The following is a 15,416-nucleotide window of genomic DNA, read 5'->3' on the forward strand; positions in this document are numbered from 1 at the left end:
GAGACCCCACGCGGTAAGATGGAGGTTCCGACGAATCGATCTGGAGCTCGCGAAGTCATGACGTCCGAAAACCCCGACAACGTTTCCGAGGAACCTGAAACGACCAGCACGAAGGTTCCCAACGAGTACGGGGCAGACGCCATCCAGGTGCTCGAAGGTCTCGAGGCCGTACGCAAGCGTCCCGGCATGTACATCGGTTCGACCGGCGAGCGGGGCCTTCACCACCTCGTGCAAGAGATCGTCGACAACTCCGTCGACGAGGCCCTCGCCGGCTACTGCGACACCATCGATGTCACGATCCTCTCCGACGGCGCGGTGCGCGTGATCGACAACGGTCGCGGCATCCCTGTCGACATGCACCGGACCGAGGGCAAGTCGACCGTCGAGGTCGTTCTCACCGTTCTGCACGCGGGCGGAAAGTTCGGCGGCGGCGGATACGCCGTCTCGGGCGGTCTGCACGGCGTCGGTTCGTCGGTCGTCAACGCTCTGTCGACGCGCCTCGAGGTCGAGGTCAAGCGCCAGGGTCATGTGTGGCGTCAGTCGTTCCGCAACGGCGGTGTTCCGCTGGCCCCCCTGGAAAAGGGCGAGGCCAGCGACGAGACCGGTACGTCGATCACGTTCTGGCCGGATGCCACGATCTTCGACACCGTCGACTTCGATTACGACACGCTGCGTACCCGCTTCCAGCAGATGGCGTTCCTCAACAAGGGCCTGCGCATCAGCCTCCGTGACGAGCGTCCGCAGGCCGTGGTGACCGAGGGCGAGCCCGGTGAAGAGGTCACCGCGGGGCGCCACGACACGTTCCTCTACGAGCGCGGTCTCGTCGACTACGTCGAGCACCTGAACCGTGTCCGGAAGGCGGACGTCGTCAACGACGAGGTCATCGAGGTCGAATCCGAGGACACCGACCGCAAGATCGCCCTCGAGCTGGCGATGCAGTGGACCACGGCCTACACCGAGAACGTCTTCACCTACGCCAACACCATCAACACCCACGAGGGCGGGACTCACGAAGAAGGGTTCCGCGCGGCGCTGACCACGCTGGTCAACCGCTACGCGCGGGCCAACAACCTCCTGAAGGAGAAGGACGACAACCTCACCGGTGAGGACATCCGCGAGGGCCTCACCGCCGTCATCTCCGTCAAGCTCTCGGAGCCGCAGTTCGAGGGTCAGACCAAGACCAAGCTTGGCAACACCGAAGCGCGCGCGTTCGTGCAGAAGGTCGTCGGCGACAAGCTCGGCGACTGGTTCGACCGCAACCCGGCGCAGGCGAAGAACATCATCCGCAAGGCGATCGATGCCGCCACCGCTCGTCTCGCCGCGCGCAAGGCCCGCGAGACCGCGCGCCGGAAGAGCGTCTTCGAGTCCGCAGCGATGCCCGACAAGCTCAAGGACTGCACGTCGAAAGACCCGTCGATCAGTGAGATCTTCCTCGTCGAGGGTGACTCGGCCGGCGGCTCGGCGGTGCAGGGGCGCGACCCGCACACGCAGGCGATCCTGGCGCTGCGCGGCAAAATCCTGAACGTCGAGCGCGCACGCCTCGACCGCGCGCTCGGCAACAAAGAAGTCCAGGCGATGATCCAGGCGTTCGGCACGGGCATCGGCGAGGACTTCGACATGGCCAAGGCCCGCTACCACAAGATCGTCCTGATGGCGGATGCCGATGTCGACGGTCAGCACATCACGACCCTCCTGCTGACCCTGCTCTTCCGCTACATGCGTGGTCTCATCGAGGCGGGTTTCGTCTACCTCGCGCAGCCGCCGCTGTACCGCTTGAAGTGGTCGAACCACCCGCACGAGTACGCCTACAGCGACCGCGAGCGGGATGCGCTCCTGGTCGAGGGGCAGGCCGCCGGCCGTCGCATTCCCAAGGACAACGGCATTCAGCGCTACAAGGGTCTGGGCGAGATGAACGACCACGAGCTCTGGGAGACCACGATGGACCCCCAGACCCGCACGCTCCGGCAGGTCACCATCGACGACGCCGCCTCGGCCGACGAGATCTTCTCCGTGTTGATGGGAGAAGACGTCGAATCGCGTCGCAGCTTCATCCAGCGCAACGCCAAAGACGTCCGCTTCCTCGACATCTGATCCGGTCGACTCGATACGAAACTGAGACTCCATGGCTGACGACATCACTCCCGAGCCCGCTGACGCGCGCGAGGAAGCCGCCCACAACCACGGCAAGATCGACCAGGTCGACCTGCAGCTCGAGATGCAGCGGAGCTACCTCGACTACGCGATGAGCGTCATCGTCGGGCGTGCGCTGCCCGACGTGCGCGACGGCCTCAAGCCCGTGCACCGCCGCGTCATCTACGGCATGTACGACGGCGGATTCCGTCCCGACAAGTCGTTCTCGAAGTGTGCCCGCGTCGTCGGCGAGGTCATGGGGCACTACCACCCGCACGGTGACGCGCCCATCTACGACGCCCTGGTGCGTCTGGTGCAGCCGTGGTCGCTGCGGTACCCGCTCGCGCTCGGTCAGGGCAACTTCGGTTCGCCGGGCAACCAGGGTGCGGCGGCACCGCGATACACCGAGACCAAGATGGCTCCGCTCGCGCTCGAGATGGTGCGCGACATCGAAGAGGAGACCGTCGACTTCGAGGACAACTACGACGGTCAGACGCAGGAGCCGACGGTCCTGCCGGCGCGATTCCCGAATCTGCTCGTCAACGGTTCGGTCGGTATCGCCGTCGGCATGGCGACCAACATCCCGCCGCACAACCTTCGCGAGGTCGCTGCCGGTGCGCTGTGGGCGCTCGAGCACCCGGATGCCAGCCGCGAGGAGCTCCTCGAGGCGCTCATGGAGCGCATCCCCGGCCCCGACTTCCCCACGCACGCGCAGATCCTCGGCACGCGCGGCATCAAGGACGCGTACCGCACCGGTCGTGGCTCGATCACGATGCGCGCGGTGGTCAACATCGAAGAGATCCAGGGCCGCACGTGCCTCGTGATCACCGAGCTGCCGTACCAGGTCAACCCCGACAACGTGGCCGTGAAGATCGGTGACCTCGCTCGCGAGGGCAAGATCACCGGTATCGCCGACATCCGCGACGAGACCTCTGGGCGTACCGGTCAGCGTCTGGTGATCGTGCTCAAGCGCGACGCCGTCGCCAAGGTCGTGCTGAACAACCTGTACAAGCACACGCAGCTGCAGGAGAACTTCGGCGCCAACATGCTGGCGATCGTCGACGGCGTGCCGCGCACCCTGTCGCTCGACGGTTTCATCAGCCTATGGATCGATCACCAGATCGAGGTCATCGTCCGCCGCACGCGGTACCGCCTGCGCAAGGCCGAAGAGCGCATGCACATCCTGCGCGGGTACCTCAAGGCGCTCGACGCGCTCGACGAGGTCATCGCGCTCATCCGCCGTTCCCCGACGGCCCAGGATGCCAACGAGGGTCTGCAGAAGCTCCTCGACATCGACGACATCCAGGCGCAGGCCATCCTCGACATGCAGCTGCGCCGGCTCGCCGCTCTCGAACGACAGAAGATCGTCGACGAGGCCACCGAGCTCGAGGCGCGCATCGCGGACTACAACGACATCCTCGCCACGCCGGGACGTCAGCGCACGATCATCCGCGACGAGCTCACCGCCATCGTCGACCGTTTCGGCGACGACCGTCGCACCGAGATCCTGCACGGCTTCGACGGCGACGTCTCGGTGGAAGACCTCATCGCCGAGGAAGAGATGGTCGTCACCGTCACGCGCGACGGCTACATCAAGCGCACGCGCAGCGACAATTACCGCTCGCAGCACCGCGGCGGCAAGGGGGTCAAGGGCGCGCAGCTGCGCGCCGACGACGTCGTCGAGCACTTCTTCGTCACCACGACGCATCACTGGCTGCTGTTCTTCACGAACAAGGGTCGTGTCTATCGCTCGAAGGCCTACGAGGTCCCCGAGGCGGGACGGGATGCCAAGGGCCAGCACGTCGCGAACCTCCTCGCTCTGCAGCCCGATGAAGAGATCGCGCAGATCCTCGACATCCGCGACTACAACGTGGCGACCTACCTCGTGCTCGCGACGCGAGCGGGCCTGGTGAAGAAGACGCGTCTCACCGAGTACGACACCAACCGCCAGGGCGGTGTCATTGCGATCAAGCTCCGCGGCCAGGCCTCCGACGACGAGGGCGAGGCCGAGCAGGGCGCCGCCGACGAGCTCGTCAGCGCGCTGCTGGTCGACGAGGGCGACGACATCCTCCTGATCAGCCGGCTGGGTATGTCCCTGCGCTTCTCCGCCACCGATAGCGCGCTGCGCCCGATGGGCCGCTCGACGTCGGGTGTGAAGGGCATGGACTTCCGCGCCGGCGACAGCCTGCTCTCGGCATCCGTCGCCAAGGACGACGAGTTCGTCTTCATCGTCACCGAGGGCGGCTACGCCAAACGCACCTCCGTGACCGAGTACCGCATGCAGAACCGCGGCGGATTGGGCATCAAGGTGGCGCGCCTGACCGAGGATCGCGGGGTTCTCGCGGGCGGGCTGATGGTGTCGGAGGGCGACGAGGTCCTTGTGGTTCTTGCCAGCGGCAAGGTGGTACGCTCCTCCGTGGCCGAGGTGCCGGCCAAGGGACGCGACACGATGGGTGTCGTGTTCGCCCGCGCTGGAGGCGATGACCGGATCATCGCCATCGCGAGGAACACCGAGCGGAACCTGGCTGAGACGGCGGAAACGCCCGATCCGGCGGTGCCCGATGCAGCCGAGATCGCCTCCGCTTCCGAGACCCCCGAGGAAAGTACTGACGCATGAGCACGGTAGCCGACAAGCTCGCCAAGAAGTCGACTCATAAGGCCCCTGCCAAGCAGGTGCGCCTGCGCCTGGTGTACATCGACTTCTGGTCGGCCGTGAAGCTGTCCTTCCTGGCGGCGGTGGCCATCGCCATCGTGACCGTCGTGTCCTACTTCCTGGTGTACCTCGTCGTGAGCGCGACGGGCCTCATCGGCAAGGCTGACGAGTTCTTCGCGAGCTTCACCGACGGCAGCGCCACGCTCTCGCAGTACGTGGGGCTCCCGCAGGTGATGGCGTTCGCGGCGATCGTCGCCATCCTCAACCTGGTCGTCGTGACCGTGATGGGAGCCGTCGTCGCGGGCATCTACAACCTCGCGGTCAAGGTCACGGGCGGTCTGCTCGTGGGCTTCACCTCGAACTGACGTCGATTCGGAAAAACCTCGGGATTCAGGTAAAGTCTTCGAGGTTGACGACGTTACGTCAGCGAGACGGGGCTATAGCTCAGGCGGTTAGAGCGCTTCACTGATAATGAAGAGGTCCCAGGTTCAAGTCCTGGTAGCCCCACCCGTTCCCTCTCGGGGCCTTAGCTCAGCTGGTAGAGCGCCTGCTTTGCAAGCAGGATGTCAGGAGTTCGAATCTCCTAGGCTCCACATTCCGAAAGAGTCGGCCCCGGCCGGCTCTTTCTCTTTTCTCCCTCCGATGTCGCGTCGCGCTGGCTAGGGTGATCGCAATGGACATGCGAGTCGCCGCCTACGCCGTCATCACCGACGCCGACGACCGTGTCCTGCTCGCCCACTGGGTCGAGGGTCGGCGTGCCGCGTGGACGCTGCCCGGCGGCGGTCTCGAAGAGGGGGAGGACCCCGAGCACGCGGTTCGCCGAGAGGTGCGGGAAGAGACCGGGTTCCGTGTCACCGTCGACGGGCTCCTCGGCATCCATTCCCGTGTGATTCCCGCGCACGCGCGTCTGGCGGAGGATGCCACCGAACCTCTGCACGCGCTGCGTATCGTCTATCGCGCGCGCGTCGTCGGCGGACGCCTCCGGAACGAGATCGACGGATCGACCGACCGCGCGGAGTGGTTCAGTCTTGCGAAGACCCGCACGCTGCGGCGTGTGCAACTCGTCGACATCGCATTCCGCATGGCGGGCCTGCACGGGCCCCGATGACCGCTCAGTCGCGCGGAGCGGTGATGTCGGCCACGGTGGCGTCGTACGCCCGGATGAGGTCGTCGGCGTCGACGAACAGGCTGTAGCCGTGCGCACCCGCGCCCATCGCGATGCGGCGCCCCACGATGCTCTCGTCGGCGTACACGGGCCACGCGGTGGTGCTGCCGATCGGGACGATCGTGCCGCGCTCGTAGCCGGTGGCCGCCAGAGCCAGCTCCGGCTCGGGCAGACGCAGCTTGTTCACGCCGACCAGCGCACGGAGCTTGGGCCACGAGATCACGCGATCACCGGGGACGAGCGCGAACAGGAACGTGTCGTCCGCCCTCTTCACCACGAGCGTTTTGACGATGTCGTCGGGAAGGATGCCGAGTAGCTCGGCCGCCTCTTCCAGCGAGGTCGCGGCGGGCCGTTCCCGCACATCGACAGAGAGGCCGCGCTCTCGCGCGGCCTCTCGAACTCTCCTGGTGGGGTCGCTCACGCGTCGGGAGCACGGAGCGGGTCGTCGGCCACCCACAGCTCATCGTCGGCGCGAAGCGTCTGCCACGCGGCGTAGGCGACACCGGCAGCGGCCACGACGCCGAGGAGGATGGCGATGACACCACCGGCGCCCATGCCGCTCTTCTGCTTCGGCAGCTTGGCGGCGAGGTTCTTCGTCGCCTTCTTGCCGTACTTCTCGGCGCGCTTGGCGTACTTGTGGGTGTCGAGCTCGAACCCGCGCCCCTTCGCCAGTCGATCACGCGTGTCGCCCGCGGCATCCCATACGGACATCGCGCCACCCACGACGGCACCGGCCGCCGGGATGACCTTGCCGCTGAGGAAGCGGTTGGCGTAGGTCACGCTCTTGCCGACGTACGGTGCGGCGTACTTGTCATATCCGTCGTGCACGGCGGGCACGAGGTCTTCGCGGCTGAAGCGACCGAGCTGGCGACCGGCTTCGCGGGCCACCTTTCCGCTCTCGCCCAGCAGAACCTGCTGAGACTCCCACACCTTCGCGGCGTGCTTCTGGAGCTTGCGCAGTTCCTTCTTGCTCTTGCGGCTGAGGCCCACGGCTTCATCCTCCCTGTCGATGGGATGTACGCGATTCATCTTGCCAGAACGGGGCTCGGGGTCCGCGGACCCTTGCAGATAACTCTGAGAGAATGTAGCCATGGCTTCCCACACCGCCGTTGCGACTCTGCACACTAACCACGGCGACATCGTCGTCAACCTGTTCGGCGACCACGCGCCCCGAACCGTCCGTAACTTCGTCGGTCTCGCCGACGGCACCCAGGAATGGACCAACCCGGCCACGGGCGCCAAGGGTGAGGGTCCGCTCTACTCGAACGTCGTGTTCCACCGCATCATCCCCGGCTTCATGATCCAGGGCGGCGACCCGCTCGGCCAGGGCATCGGCGGACCCGGCTACACGTTCAACGACGAGATCCACCCCGAGCTCGACTTCTCGGCTCCCTACAAGCTCGCGATGGCGAACGCCGGTCTGCGCCGCAACGCCATCACCGGGCAGCCCGAGGGCACCAACGGCTCGCAGTTCTTCATCACCACCGACCCCACCCCGTGGCTGCAGGGCAAGCACACGATCTTCGGCGAGGTCGCCGACGACGCCTCGAAGAAGGTCGTCGACGCGATCAGCAAGGTGCCCACCGCCGCCGGAGACCGCCCCGTCGAGCCCGTCGTGCTCGAGTCGGTCGACGTCGTCACCGTCTGACCCTCGGCGGCGGCGGGTGTCTACGACCGAGGAGTTCCGTCGCAACAGCGACAACTTCTGCTACCGGCATCCCGACCGGCAGAGCTTCGTGCTGTGCCAGAGGTGCCTGCGCACGGTATGCCCCGAGTGTCGGACCCCCGCCGCCGTCGGCGTCATCTGCCCCGAGTGCATGGCCCAGCAACGGGCTGCTGCCACACCCGCGCAGAAGAAGGCGCAGCGGCGCTGGGCGCGGTCCCGTCCCGTCGCCGTGGTCGCCGACGGTCGACCCACGGCCACCCTGGCGATCATCGCGATCACGGGCCTGGCGTACATCATCGGACTCATCCCGGGCGTCGGCGGCCTTCTCACGAACGCTCTGGCGTTCTCGCCGCTGTATCTCGTCCCGCAGTTCGGCCCCATCGAACCCTGGCGCCTGTTCACCGCGGCGCTCGTGCACTCCGGCTTCTTCCACGTCGGCCTGAACATGCTCGTCCTGTGGTTCCTAGGCCGGAACCTCGAGCCCCTGCTGGGGCGCGGACGATTCGTCGTCCTTTACCTCTTGGGCGCCCTCGGCGGATCCGTCGCGGTCGCCCTTCTCGCGCCGACCACTTTCGTGGTCGGAGCTTCGGGGGCGATCTTCGCGCTGTTCGGCGCGCTGCTGGTGATCGGCCGGCACATCGGTGCGGACATCCGGGTCATCGCGGTCCTCATCGGCATCAACTTCGCGTGGCCGTTCGTCGTGGCCTTCATCACGTCGCTGGGGAGCGGGTCGTTCGTCACCGCGCTGAACAACATCGGCGTCTCATGGCAGGCGCACCTGGGCGGCCTCGTGGTCGGCGCCGTCGTGGGGCTGATCTACGCCCGGACGCGGTCCACCCGCCAGCGGGGGCTTCAAACGGCACTGCTGATCGCGCTCACCGTGGCGCTGATCGCTCTGCTCGTCGTACCCGCGGTTGTCTACTTCTAGAAGTTATCCACAGGATCATCCACAGGTGGGGATGAATTACACGTGTGTAAGTCGGTGGACCTCAGCGCCAGCGCGTGGTCATGAGGAAGCCCACGAAGGCGATGCCAAAACCGATCACGAGGTTCCAGGCACCGATGCCCGGAATCGGGAACTGCGAGCTGCTCAGGTAGAAGACGAGCACCCACACCAAGCCGACGAGCATGAGACCGATCATGATCGGCAGGAACCACACGGGGTTCGGCGCGGATCCGTTCTCGTTGCGCTCAGCGATCGGGTCTTCGCCGTTGCCAGTACGTGCCATGCCGGTCAGTCTAACGGCCAGGTCGCCGTGCGCCCACGGAAGTAGAATCGGCTCGTGTCGACGGTTGAGCTTCCCCCCACGCGCCGCAGCTCCCGGCGACGTGTTTCCCGTCGCCCACGCGTGACGGTGCTCGGTGTGCTCGGTGATCTGCTGCTCACCGGGGGTGTCGTCGTGCTTCTGTTCGTGGGGTGGCAGCTCTGGATCGGCGACGCCATCATCGGCGCGCAGTTCAAGAGCGAAGCCGACGCCCTCACCCGCGAATGGGCGGAGGCGCCGGCGCCATCCGTCCCCACTCCGGATGCCGTCGAGACGACACCGTCTGAGCCGCCGATCCTTGCGCAGCCAGGGAACGGTGAGGTTTTCGGCGTCGTGCACATTCCTCGTCTCGGACCCGATTACCAGTTCCGTGTGGCCGGTGGGGTCAGCGCCTCCGTCACGCTCGACCCGATCGGAATCGGCCACTACCCCGATACGGCGATGCCCGGTCAGCAGGGCAACTTCGCCATCGCCGGGCACCGCGGCGGACATGGCGCGCCTTTCGCCGACCTCCCGGCGCTGCGCATCGGAGACGCCGTCGTGGTGGAAACCTCCGACGGGTGGTACACCTACCGCTTCCGCAACCTCGAGTACGTCCGCCCGGATGGTGTCGGTGTGCTGCTGCCCGTCCCGCAGGTCCCGGATGTCCAGGCGACCGACCGGGTCATCACGATGACCACGTGCAGTCCCCGCTACGGGAACACCGAACGCGCCATCGCGTACGGTGTGTTCGAGTCCTATACTCCCCGCGCGGACGGTCCGCCCGCGTCCCTGACCCTCGGAGCCGCCTGATGTACGGAGCCCTGTGGCGCGTGCTGCCCGGACCCTGGTGGGTTCGGCTCTTCATCGTGCTCGTGCTGGTCGCGGCCGTGCTCTACGGTCTCTTCTTCTTCGTGTTCCCGTGGGTCAGCGGCGTGCTTTATCCACAGGAAGTCACCGTCGAGTGAGCTTCCGCGTCGCCGTCGTCGACAACCGCGACAGCTTCGTCCACATCCTCGCCGGATACCTCGCCGATCTCGGCGCCGAGGTCGTTCAACGACCGGCGCAGGGCCTCGATGTCACCGGGATCCTCGCGGATGCCGACGCCGTGCTCGTCTCGCCCGGCCCGGGCCATCCCGTCGATGCCGGTGCATCGATCGCGATGGTCCGCGCGGCCGGGGAACGTGGCATCCCCCTGCTCGGGGTGTGTCTCGGTCACCAAGCCCTCGCGGTCGCTTTCGGCGCCCGCGTGTCCCGCGCCCCCGAGCTGTTGCACGGCATCACCAGCCGCATCCACCACGACGGGCGCGGAGTCTTCGCCGGTCTCGCGGACGGTTTCACCGCGACGCGCTACCACTCTCTCGCCGTTGACCCCGACTCCCTGCCCGACGAGCTCGTCGTGACCGCGCGCAGCGAGTCCGGTGTGATCATGGGCATCGCTCACCGCACCGCGCCGCTGACCGGCGTGCAGTTCCATCCGGAAAGCGTCCTCACCGACGCCGGTCACGCGCTGCTCGGCACCTGGCTTGAGGATGCCGGCCTGCCCGGCGCGGCGGCTGCGGGAAGGACGTTTCGTCCGCGCCGAGGTCAGGAACCGCTGCAGTAGGTCAGCGTGATCTCGCTGTGGATGGGCACCTCGCCCGGGGCGAGCGACTGCGTGGTCACGAGCGCGGGGGTGGTCGCAGGGCACCCGGGGTCTTCCTGCGTCCGCACCGTGAGCTGCTTGTCCTCGGCCTCGAGTTCACGCTGAGCGACCTCGACGGGATAGTCCGCATAGTTGACGATCACGACGGTGCCGCTGGCGACGACGAGGTTGACGGTGGTGCCCTTGGCGACCTCGGTTCCGGATGCCACGCTCGCCGACATCACCACGCCCGAGGCGAGTGCGGGGTCGGGTTTACGCTGCACGAACCCGAGCGAGAGACCCGCCTCCTCGAGCGCGGACCGCGCCTCGGACTCGGTGATTCCCTCGAGGTTCGGTACTTCGGCGGTGTCCGCGCCGGTGGAGACGTACACCGTGACCTCTTGCCCGGCCGCCACGGTCGTGTCGGCACTCGGCGTGGTGCGCACGACGTTCCCGGCCGCGATCGAGTCGTTCGCCTCGTCGACACGCTTGGCGAAGAGATCCTGTTCCTCCAGGGCGGTGACGGCGTCGTCGTACGACATGTCGACCACATCCGGCACGGTGCGACCGGCCGTGGGAACCGTGCTCGACGGTTGGATCTGCACGACCCAAAGCAGCACCGAGACGAGGAGCACCGCGAGGATGGCGACACCCGCCCAGATCCACGCGACCGGCGGACCCGGCTGGGTGCGCCGCATGGTGGTGTCCGTGCTGAGCTGCCGCAGCGAACGCGCCGTCTCGGCGGCCTGGCGGGGATTCGGTCCGTACAGCTCGTTCGACAGGGCCGACATCTGGCGCTTGGTCGGCTCCTTCCCCGAGACCGTGGCATCCAGGTCTTCCCGGAAGCCGGCGGCGTCCTGGGGACGCTGGAACGGATCCTTCGCGAGAGCACGGAGGACGACCGCGTCGAGGGCGCGGGGGACGCTCTCGTTGAGCTCGCTCGGGGGAAGCGGAGCCTCGCTGACGTGCTGGTAGGCGACGGCGACCGGGGTGTCGCCGCGGAAGGGCGGACGGCCGGTCAGGAGCTCGTACAGGACGACGCCGGTGGAGTAGAGGTCGGCGCGCGCGTCGACGGACTCACCCTTTGCCTGTTCGGGCGAGAAGTACGCGGCGGTGCCGACGATTGCGGTCGTCTCGGCCACCGTCGACGACGAGTCCGACACGGCGCGGGCGATGCCGAAATCCATCACCTTCACCCGACCGGAGTCGGTGATCATGACGTTGCCCGGCTTGATGTCGCGGTGCACGACTCCTGCGCGGTGCGAGTACTCCAGGGCCTCCAGGATGCCGTCGACGTAGCGCAGGGCGTCATCGATGGGCACGGGGCCGCCCGCGATGACGTCCTTCAGGAGCTTGCCGTGGACGAGCTCCATCACGATGTACGGGACGGGGCGCTCGTGTCCGTCGACGCCGACCTCGACGTCTTCGCCCGCGTCGAACACCCTCACGATCGTGGGGTGCGCCATGCGGGACGCGGCCTGCGCCTCGAGACGGAAGCGCGTGCGGAATGCCGCATCGCCGGCGAGGTCGGCCTTGAGGATCTTGATCGCCACCGTGCGCCCGAGGGTCTGGTCATAGCCGCGGTAGACGCTGGCCATGCCGCCGCGACCGATGAGATCGTCGACGCGATAGCGCCCGGAAAGGACGCGCGTCTCAGTGGTCACGGTGAAAGCTCCTGCGGATGTCGGGGGGATCTGATGCGGCGATCAGTTGCTGGCGCTGGGGTTGGGCGACGGGGTGTTTCCTCCCGTGATCGACGCGGATGCCTCACCCGAGGGGCCGGCCGTGCGGTCGGTTCCCGAGCAGCTGACCGTGTACGTCACACGGAGGCTCTGGCCGACGGAGTTGTTCACCTGCAGCTCGGCGTTGCGCGCGTCGGGCGCGAACGATGCCGTCGACTGCCCGTTCTCGGTGAACGTGCCGTTGGTGGCCGTGAAGTTGTACGACGAGACGTTCCCGGTGCCCGAGGGGCACGTGTACTGCTGCCACGACACCTGGACGGTGTCGCCCGCCGTCACGGAGGACCCGGGGAGGGTGGGCGTGCCGGGGGTCGGAAGCGGCGTTTCTTCCCCGAACACACGGAGCGTGATGATCGTGCCGGCGGGAACGCGGCCGGTCGGGTTGACCGTGTCGACACGGCCCACCTGGTCCGGGGTGGTCGCGGCGTTACCGGTTTCACACTGCGCGCCCAGGTCGTTGTCGCTCAGGATCGCGCTCGCCTCGTCGCACGTCTTGCCTGGGAGGCCCAGCGCGTTGACGTCGACGAGCTGGGAGGTCGGCGTCGGCGAGGACGAGGGGCTCGCGCTTCGCGACGGAGCGGTCGAACTGGGTGCGGCGCTGGTCGGCCCGGCATCCGGATCGTTCTGGTTGCTCAGAACGGCGAACAGCGTTCCGCCGAGCACGAGGAGAAGGAGGGCAATGAGCGCGACGAGCGGCCACGTCCAGGGACTGCGCTTCTTCTTCTGAGGCTGCGGGTCCTCCTCGGTGTGCTCCTCCGTCAGGAGCGACGTCGCGGGTGCCGGCATCAGGCGCGTCGCGGCCGATGTCTGACCCGCGGTGAGGAGCTGCGTCGCCTCGTCGGCGATCGCGACGCCCGCCGCGATCGCGGGGACGGCGGCGGCCGCCGCGGTGAGGTCGCCACGACGCAGCGCCGTCGCGGCGCGCGAGACGGCCGCGGCCGAGGCCGGGCGGTCCTCGGGCTTCTTGGCGATCATGGCCATGACGAGGTTCTGCACCGGCACGGCCACCGTCGGCGGCAACGGTGCGGGCTGCTCGTTGATCTGTGCCATGGCAATGGCCACCTGCGACTCGCCGGTGAACGGTCGCTTGCCGGCGAGGCACTCGTACGCGACGATGCCGAGCGAGTAGGTGTCGGTCGCGGGCGAGGCCGGGTGACCCGACGCCTGCTCGGGCGACAGGTACTGCACCGTGCCCATGACCTGACCGGTCGCCGTGAGCGGCACCTGGTCGGCGATGCGGGCGATACCGAAGTCGGTGATCTTCACCCGCCCGTCGGGCGTGATGAGCAGGTTGCCGGGCTTGATGTCGCGGTGGACGAGCCCGGCGGCGTGCGCGGCCTGCAGGGCGGCGGCCGTCTGGGCGACGATGTCGAGCGTCTTGTCGGTCGACAGTGAGCCCTCGCGCTCGAGGATGGTCGAAAGCGCCTCACCGGGAACGAGCTCCATCACGAGGAACGCGCTGCCGTCCTCCTCGCCGTAGTCGAACACGCTCGCGATGCCCTCGTGGTTGACGAGCGCAGCGTGCCGGGCCTCGGCACGGAAGCGCTCGAGGAACCCGGGGTCGCCCATGTACTCGTCTTTGAGGATCTTGATCGCGACGGTACGTCCGATGACGTGGTCGGTCGCTTCCCAGACCTCGCCCATCCCGCCGATCGCGATCCGCGAATCCAGCTCGTAGCGTCCTCCGAAGGTCACTCCTTGCGTCGGTCTCATTTGCCCAGCACCGCCTCCATGACCTTCTTCGCTATCGGAGCGGCGATCTCGTTGCCGCTTCCGTTCTGCCCCTGGCCGCCACCGTTCTCCACCACAACAGCGACGGCGACCTTCGGGTCGTCCGCTGGCGCGAAGCCGGTGAACCAGAGAGTGTAGGGACGAGCGTCGTTCTCTGCGGTGCCGGTCTTACCCGCCACCTGGACCCCGTCTATTCTTGCATTCGACGCTGCGCCGTCCTGGACGTTCGCCGTCATCATCGTGACCATCTGTGCCGCGATGTTCGACTCCAGCGCTCGGCCGTACTCGCTGTTCGAGCCCTCTTGACCGACCGACAGGTTGGGTTCGATCACCCGATCGATCATGCGGGGGTTCATCACCACACCGCCGTTGGCGATCCCGGCCGACACCATCGCCATCTGCAGCGGAGTCGCCCGCACCTGGCCCTGGCCGAATCCGCTCAGCGCCGTCTGCGGCGCGTCGAGCGTGGACGGGTAGGTCGACGGGGTCGAGGTCAGCGGCATCGTGAATGCGGAGTTGAAGCCGTACTTCTCGGCCTCTTCGCGGATCGCATCGTCGCCCAGCTCCACCGCGAGCTCGGCGAAGGGGATGTTGCAGCTGAGCCGCAGAGCCGTCGCGAGTGTCACCGTGTCACCGCCGCCGCACGCCCCGCCGCCCGCGTTGCTGACGACGCTCGAGGACTGCGGGAGCGTGTACGACGCCGGGTTCGGGAACGTCGAGTCGGGGGTGTACCGACCGGATGCCAACGCGGCCGAGGCCACGACCAGCTTGAACGTCGAGCCCGGGGGGTTGAGGTTGCCCTCGATCGCGCGGTTGGTGAGCGGCTGTGTGGGGTCAGCGGCGAGCTGGTCGTAGGCGGCGTTCACGGCGTCGGGGTCGTGAGCGGCCAGCGTGTTGGTGTCGAAGCTGGGCTTGGAGACCATGGCGAGGATCCGACCCGTCGACGGCTCGATCGCCACGACGGCGCCCTGCTGGTCGCCGAGGGCGTCCCACGCGGCGCGCTGCACGTCGGCATCCAACGACAGCTCGACGTTCGATCCGCGGGGTACCTGACCGGTCAGGGCGCGGTCGATGCGCGAGAAGAACTGGTTCTCGTCCGAGCCGCTGAGCACGCTGTTCTCGGTCGATTCGATCCGGGTCTTGGCGTCGAGCACCGGGTTCATGTAGCCGGTGACGGGCGCCCACATGGCGGCATCCACGTATTCGCGCTGCCAGCTGTACACGTCGTCCGAGGGGACCGACTGTGCGATCGGGGTGCCGCTGACGATGATCGACCCGCGCTGGATCTCGTACGAGTCGTACAGCGCGCGGCGATTGCCCGGCGTGTTGGCGAGGTTGGCGGCCTGCCCCACCTGGATGACGCTGGTCGAGACGAACAGGGCGAGGAACATCGCCAGCATGACGATGCTGAGGCGTCGGAGCTCTTTGGTCACGGTGCCTCCTCCAGGATGAGCGTGCGGGTGG

Annotated in this window: 15 protein-coding genes and 2 tRNA genes; 11 read left to right on the forward strand and 6 right to left on the reverse strand. The window is 67.4% G+C overall.

Going from position 1 to position 15,416, the window contains the following annotated elements:
• Positions 1–57: 57 nt before the first annotated feature.
• The 6 genes from gyrB to P5G46_RS09055 all read left to right on the forward strand — a co-directional run bounded on the left by gyrB (position 58) and on the right by P5G46_RS09055 (position 5,891).
• Positions 58–2,091 (forward strand): DNA topoisomerase (ATP-hydrolyzing) subunit B, encoded by a 2,034-nt coding sequence (gene gyrB, locus P5G46_RS09030; protein WP_375095006.1) that lies wholly within the window; start codon positions 58–60, stop codon positions 2,089–2,091.
• A 31-nt stretch (positions 2,092–2,122) separates the two neighbouring features.
• Positions 2,123–4,747 (forward strand): DNA gyrase subunit A, encoded by a 2,625-nt coding sequence (gene gyrA, locus P5G46_RS09035; RefSeq protein WP_239276331.1) that lies wholly within the window; start codon positions 2,123–2,125, stop codon positions 4,745–4,747.
• Positions 4,744–5,148: a DUF3566 domain-containing protein gene (locus tag P5G46_RS09040; RefSeq protein WP_239276332.1), complete on the forward strand. Its 405-nt coding sequence runs from the start codon at positions 4,744–4,746 to the stop codon at positions 5,146–5,148. The genes gyrA and P5G46_RS09040 overlap by 4 nt, the downstream gene beginning before the upstream one ends.
• Positions 5,149–5,216: 68 nt before the next feature.
• A tRNA-Ile gene (locus tag P5G46_RS09045) sits at positions 5,217–5,290 on the forward strand.
• 13 nt (positions 5,291–5,303) lie between these two features.
• Positions 5,304–5,376, forward strand: a tRNA-Ala gene (locus tag P5G46_RS09050).
• A gap of 80 nt (positions 5,377–5,456) precedes the next feature.
• On the forward strand, positions 5,457–5,891 hold the full coding sequence (locus P5G46_RS09055; RefSeq protein WP_239276334.1) for an NUDIX hydrolase: 435 nt from the start codon (positions 5,457–5,459) through the stop codon (positions 5,889–5,891).
• A 4-nt stretch (positions 5,892–5,895) separates the two neighbouring features.
• Here P5G46_RS09055 and P5G46_RS09060 read toward each other — a convergent pair whose 3' ends face one another.
• Together P5G46_RS09060 and P5G46_RS09065 are read right to left on the reverse strand one after the other, a co-directional pair.
• Complete coding sequence (locus P5G46_RS09060; protein ID WP_408905510.1) at positions 5,896–6,369, reverse strand: aminoacyl-tRNA deacylase; 474 nt, start codon at positions 6,367–6,369, stop codon at positions 5,896–5,898.
• A complete protein-coding gene (locus P5G46_RS09065; RefSeq protein ID WP_239276336.1) occupies positions 6,366–6,938 on the reverse strand; it encodes a DNA helicase in 573 nt (190 codons plus the stop codon). The genes P5G46_RS09060 and P5G46_RS09065 overlap by 4 nt, the downstream gene beginning before the upstream one ends.
• 100 nt (positions 6,939–7,038) lie before the next feature.
• Between P5G46_RS09065 and P5G46_RS09070 the strand changes: the two genes are divergently transcribed.
• Both P5G46_RS09070 and P5G46_RS09075 read left to right on the forward strand, forming a co-directional pair.
• The gene (locus P5G46_RS09070; protein ID WP_375095002.1) at positions 7,039–7,596 is read left to right on the forward strand and encodes a peptidylprolyl isomerase; all 558 of its coding nucleotides are present in this window, start codon (positions 7,039–7,041) and stop codon (positions 7,594–7,596) included.
• A gap of 16 nt (positions 7,597–7,612) precedes the next feature.
• On the forward strand, positions 7,613–8,542 hold the full coding sequence (locus tag P5G46_RS09075) for a rhomboid family intramembrane serine protease (RefSeq protein ID WP_408905511.1): 930 nt from the start codon (positions 7,613–7,615) through the stop codon (positions 8,540–8,542).
• Positions 8,543–8,603: 61 nt separating this feature from the next.
• On the opposite strand, the gene P5G46_RS09080 is transcribed toward P5G46_RS09075, so the two are convergent.
• A complete protein-coding gene (locus P5G46_RS09080; RefSeq protein WP_239276339.1) occupies positions 8,604–8,843 on the reverse strand; it encodes a cell division protein CrgA in 240 nt (79 codons plus the stop codon).
• Between the two features lie 54 nt (positions 8,844–8,897).
• Here P5G46_RS09080 and P5G46_RS09085 point away from each other — a divergent pair, with 54 nt between their 5' ends.
• The 3 genes from P5G46_RS09085 to P5G46_RS09095 are packed head-to-tail and all read left to right on the forward strand — an operon-like array spanning position 8,898 to position 10,464.
• A complete protein-coding gene (locus P5G46_RS09085) occupies positions 8,898–9,671 on the forward strand; it encodes a class E sortase (RefSeq protein ID WP_239276340.1) in 774 nt (257 codons plus the stop codon).
• Positions 9,671–9,826, forward strand: a complete 156-nt coding sequence (locus tag P5G46_RS09090; protein WP_239276341.1) for a hypothetical protein — start codon at positions 9,671–9,673, stop codon at positions 9,824–9,826. The genes P5G46_RS09085 and P5G46_RS09090 overlap by 1 nt, the downstream gene beginning before the upstream one ends.
• On the forward strand, positions 9,823–10,464 hold the full coding sequence (locus P5G46_RS09095; RefSeq protein WP_408905512.1) for an anthranilate synthase component II: 642 nt from the start codon (positions 9,823–9,825) through the stop codon (positions 10,462–10,464). Before P5G46_RS09090 ends, P5G46_RS09095 begins: the two co-directional genes overlap by 4 nt.
• Here the strand turns inward: P5G46_RS09095 and pknB are convergent.
• The 3 genes from pknB to P5G46_RS09110 are packed head-to-tail and all read right to left on the reverse strand — an operon-like array spanning position 10,446 to position 15,385.
• Positions 10,446–12,146 (reverse strand): Stk1 family PASTA domain-containing Ser/Thr kinase, encoded by a 1,701-nt coding sequence (pknB, locus tag P5G46_RS09100; protein WP_408905513.1) that lies wholly within the window; start codon positions 12,144–12,146, stop codon positions 10,446–10,448. The two genes, P5G46_RS09095 and pknB, sit on opposite strands and share 19 nt — an antisense overlap.
• 42 nt (positions 12,147–12,188) lie before the next feature.
• On the reverse strand, positions 12,189–13,934 hold the full coding sequence (locus P5G46_RS09105; RefSeq protein ID WP_408905514.1) for a serine/threonine-protein kinase: 1,746 nt from the start codon (positions 13,932–13,934) through the stop codon (positions 12,189–12,191).
• Positions 13,931–15,385 (reverse strand): peptidoglycan D,D-transpeptidase FtsI family protein, encoded by a 1,455-nt coding sequence (locus P5G46_RS09110; RefSeq protein WP_239276345.1) that lies wholly within the window; start codon positions 15,383–15,385, stop codon positions 13,931–13,933. The genes P5G46_RS09105 and P5G46_RS09110 overlap by 4 nt, the downstream gene beginning before the upstream one ends.
• Positions 15,386–15,416 lie beyond the last annotated feature (31 nt).

It is taken from the genome of Microbacterium mcarthurae (assembly GCF_046064585.1).
Classification (GTDB): domain Bacteria; phylum Actinomycetota; class Actinomycetes; order Actinomycetales; family Microbacteriaceae; genus Microbacterium; species Microbacterium mcarthurae.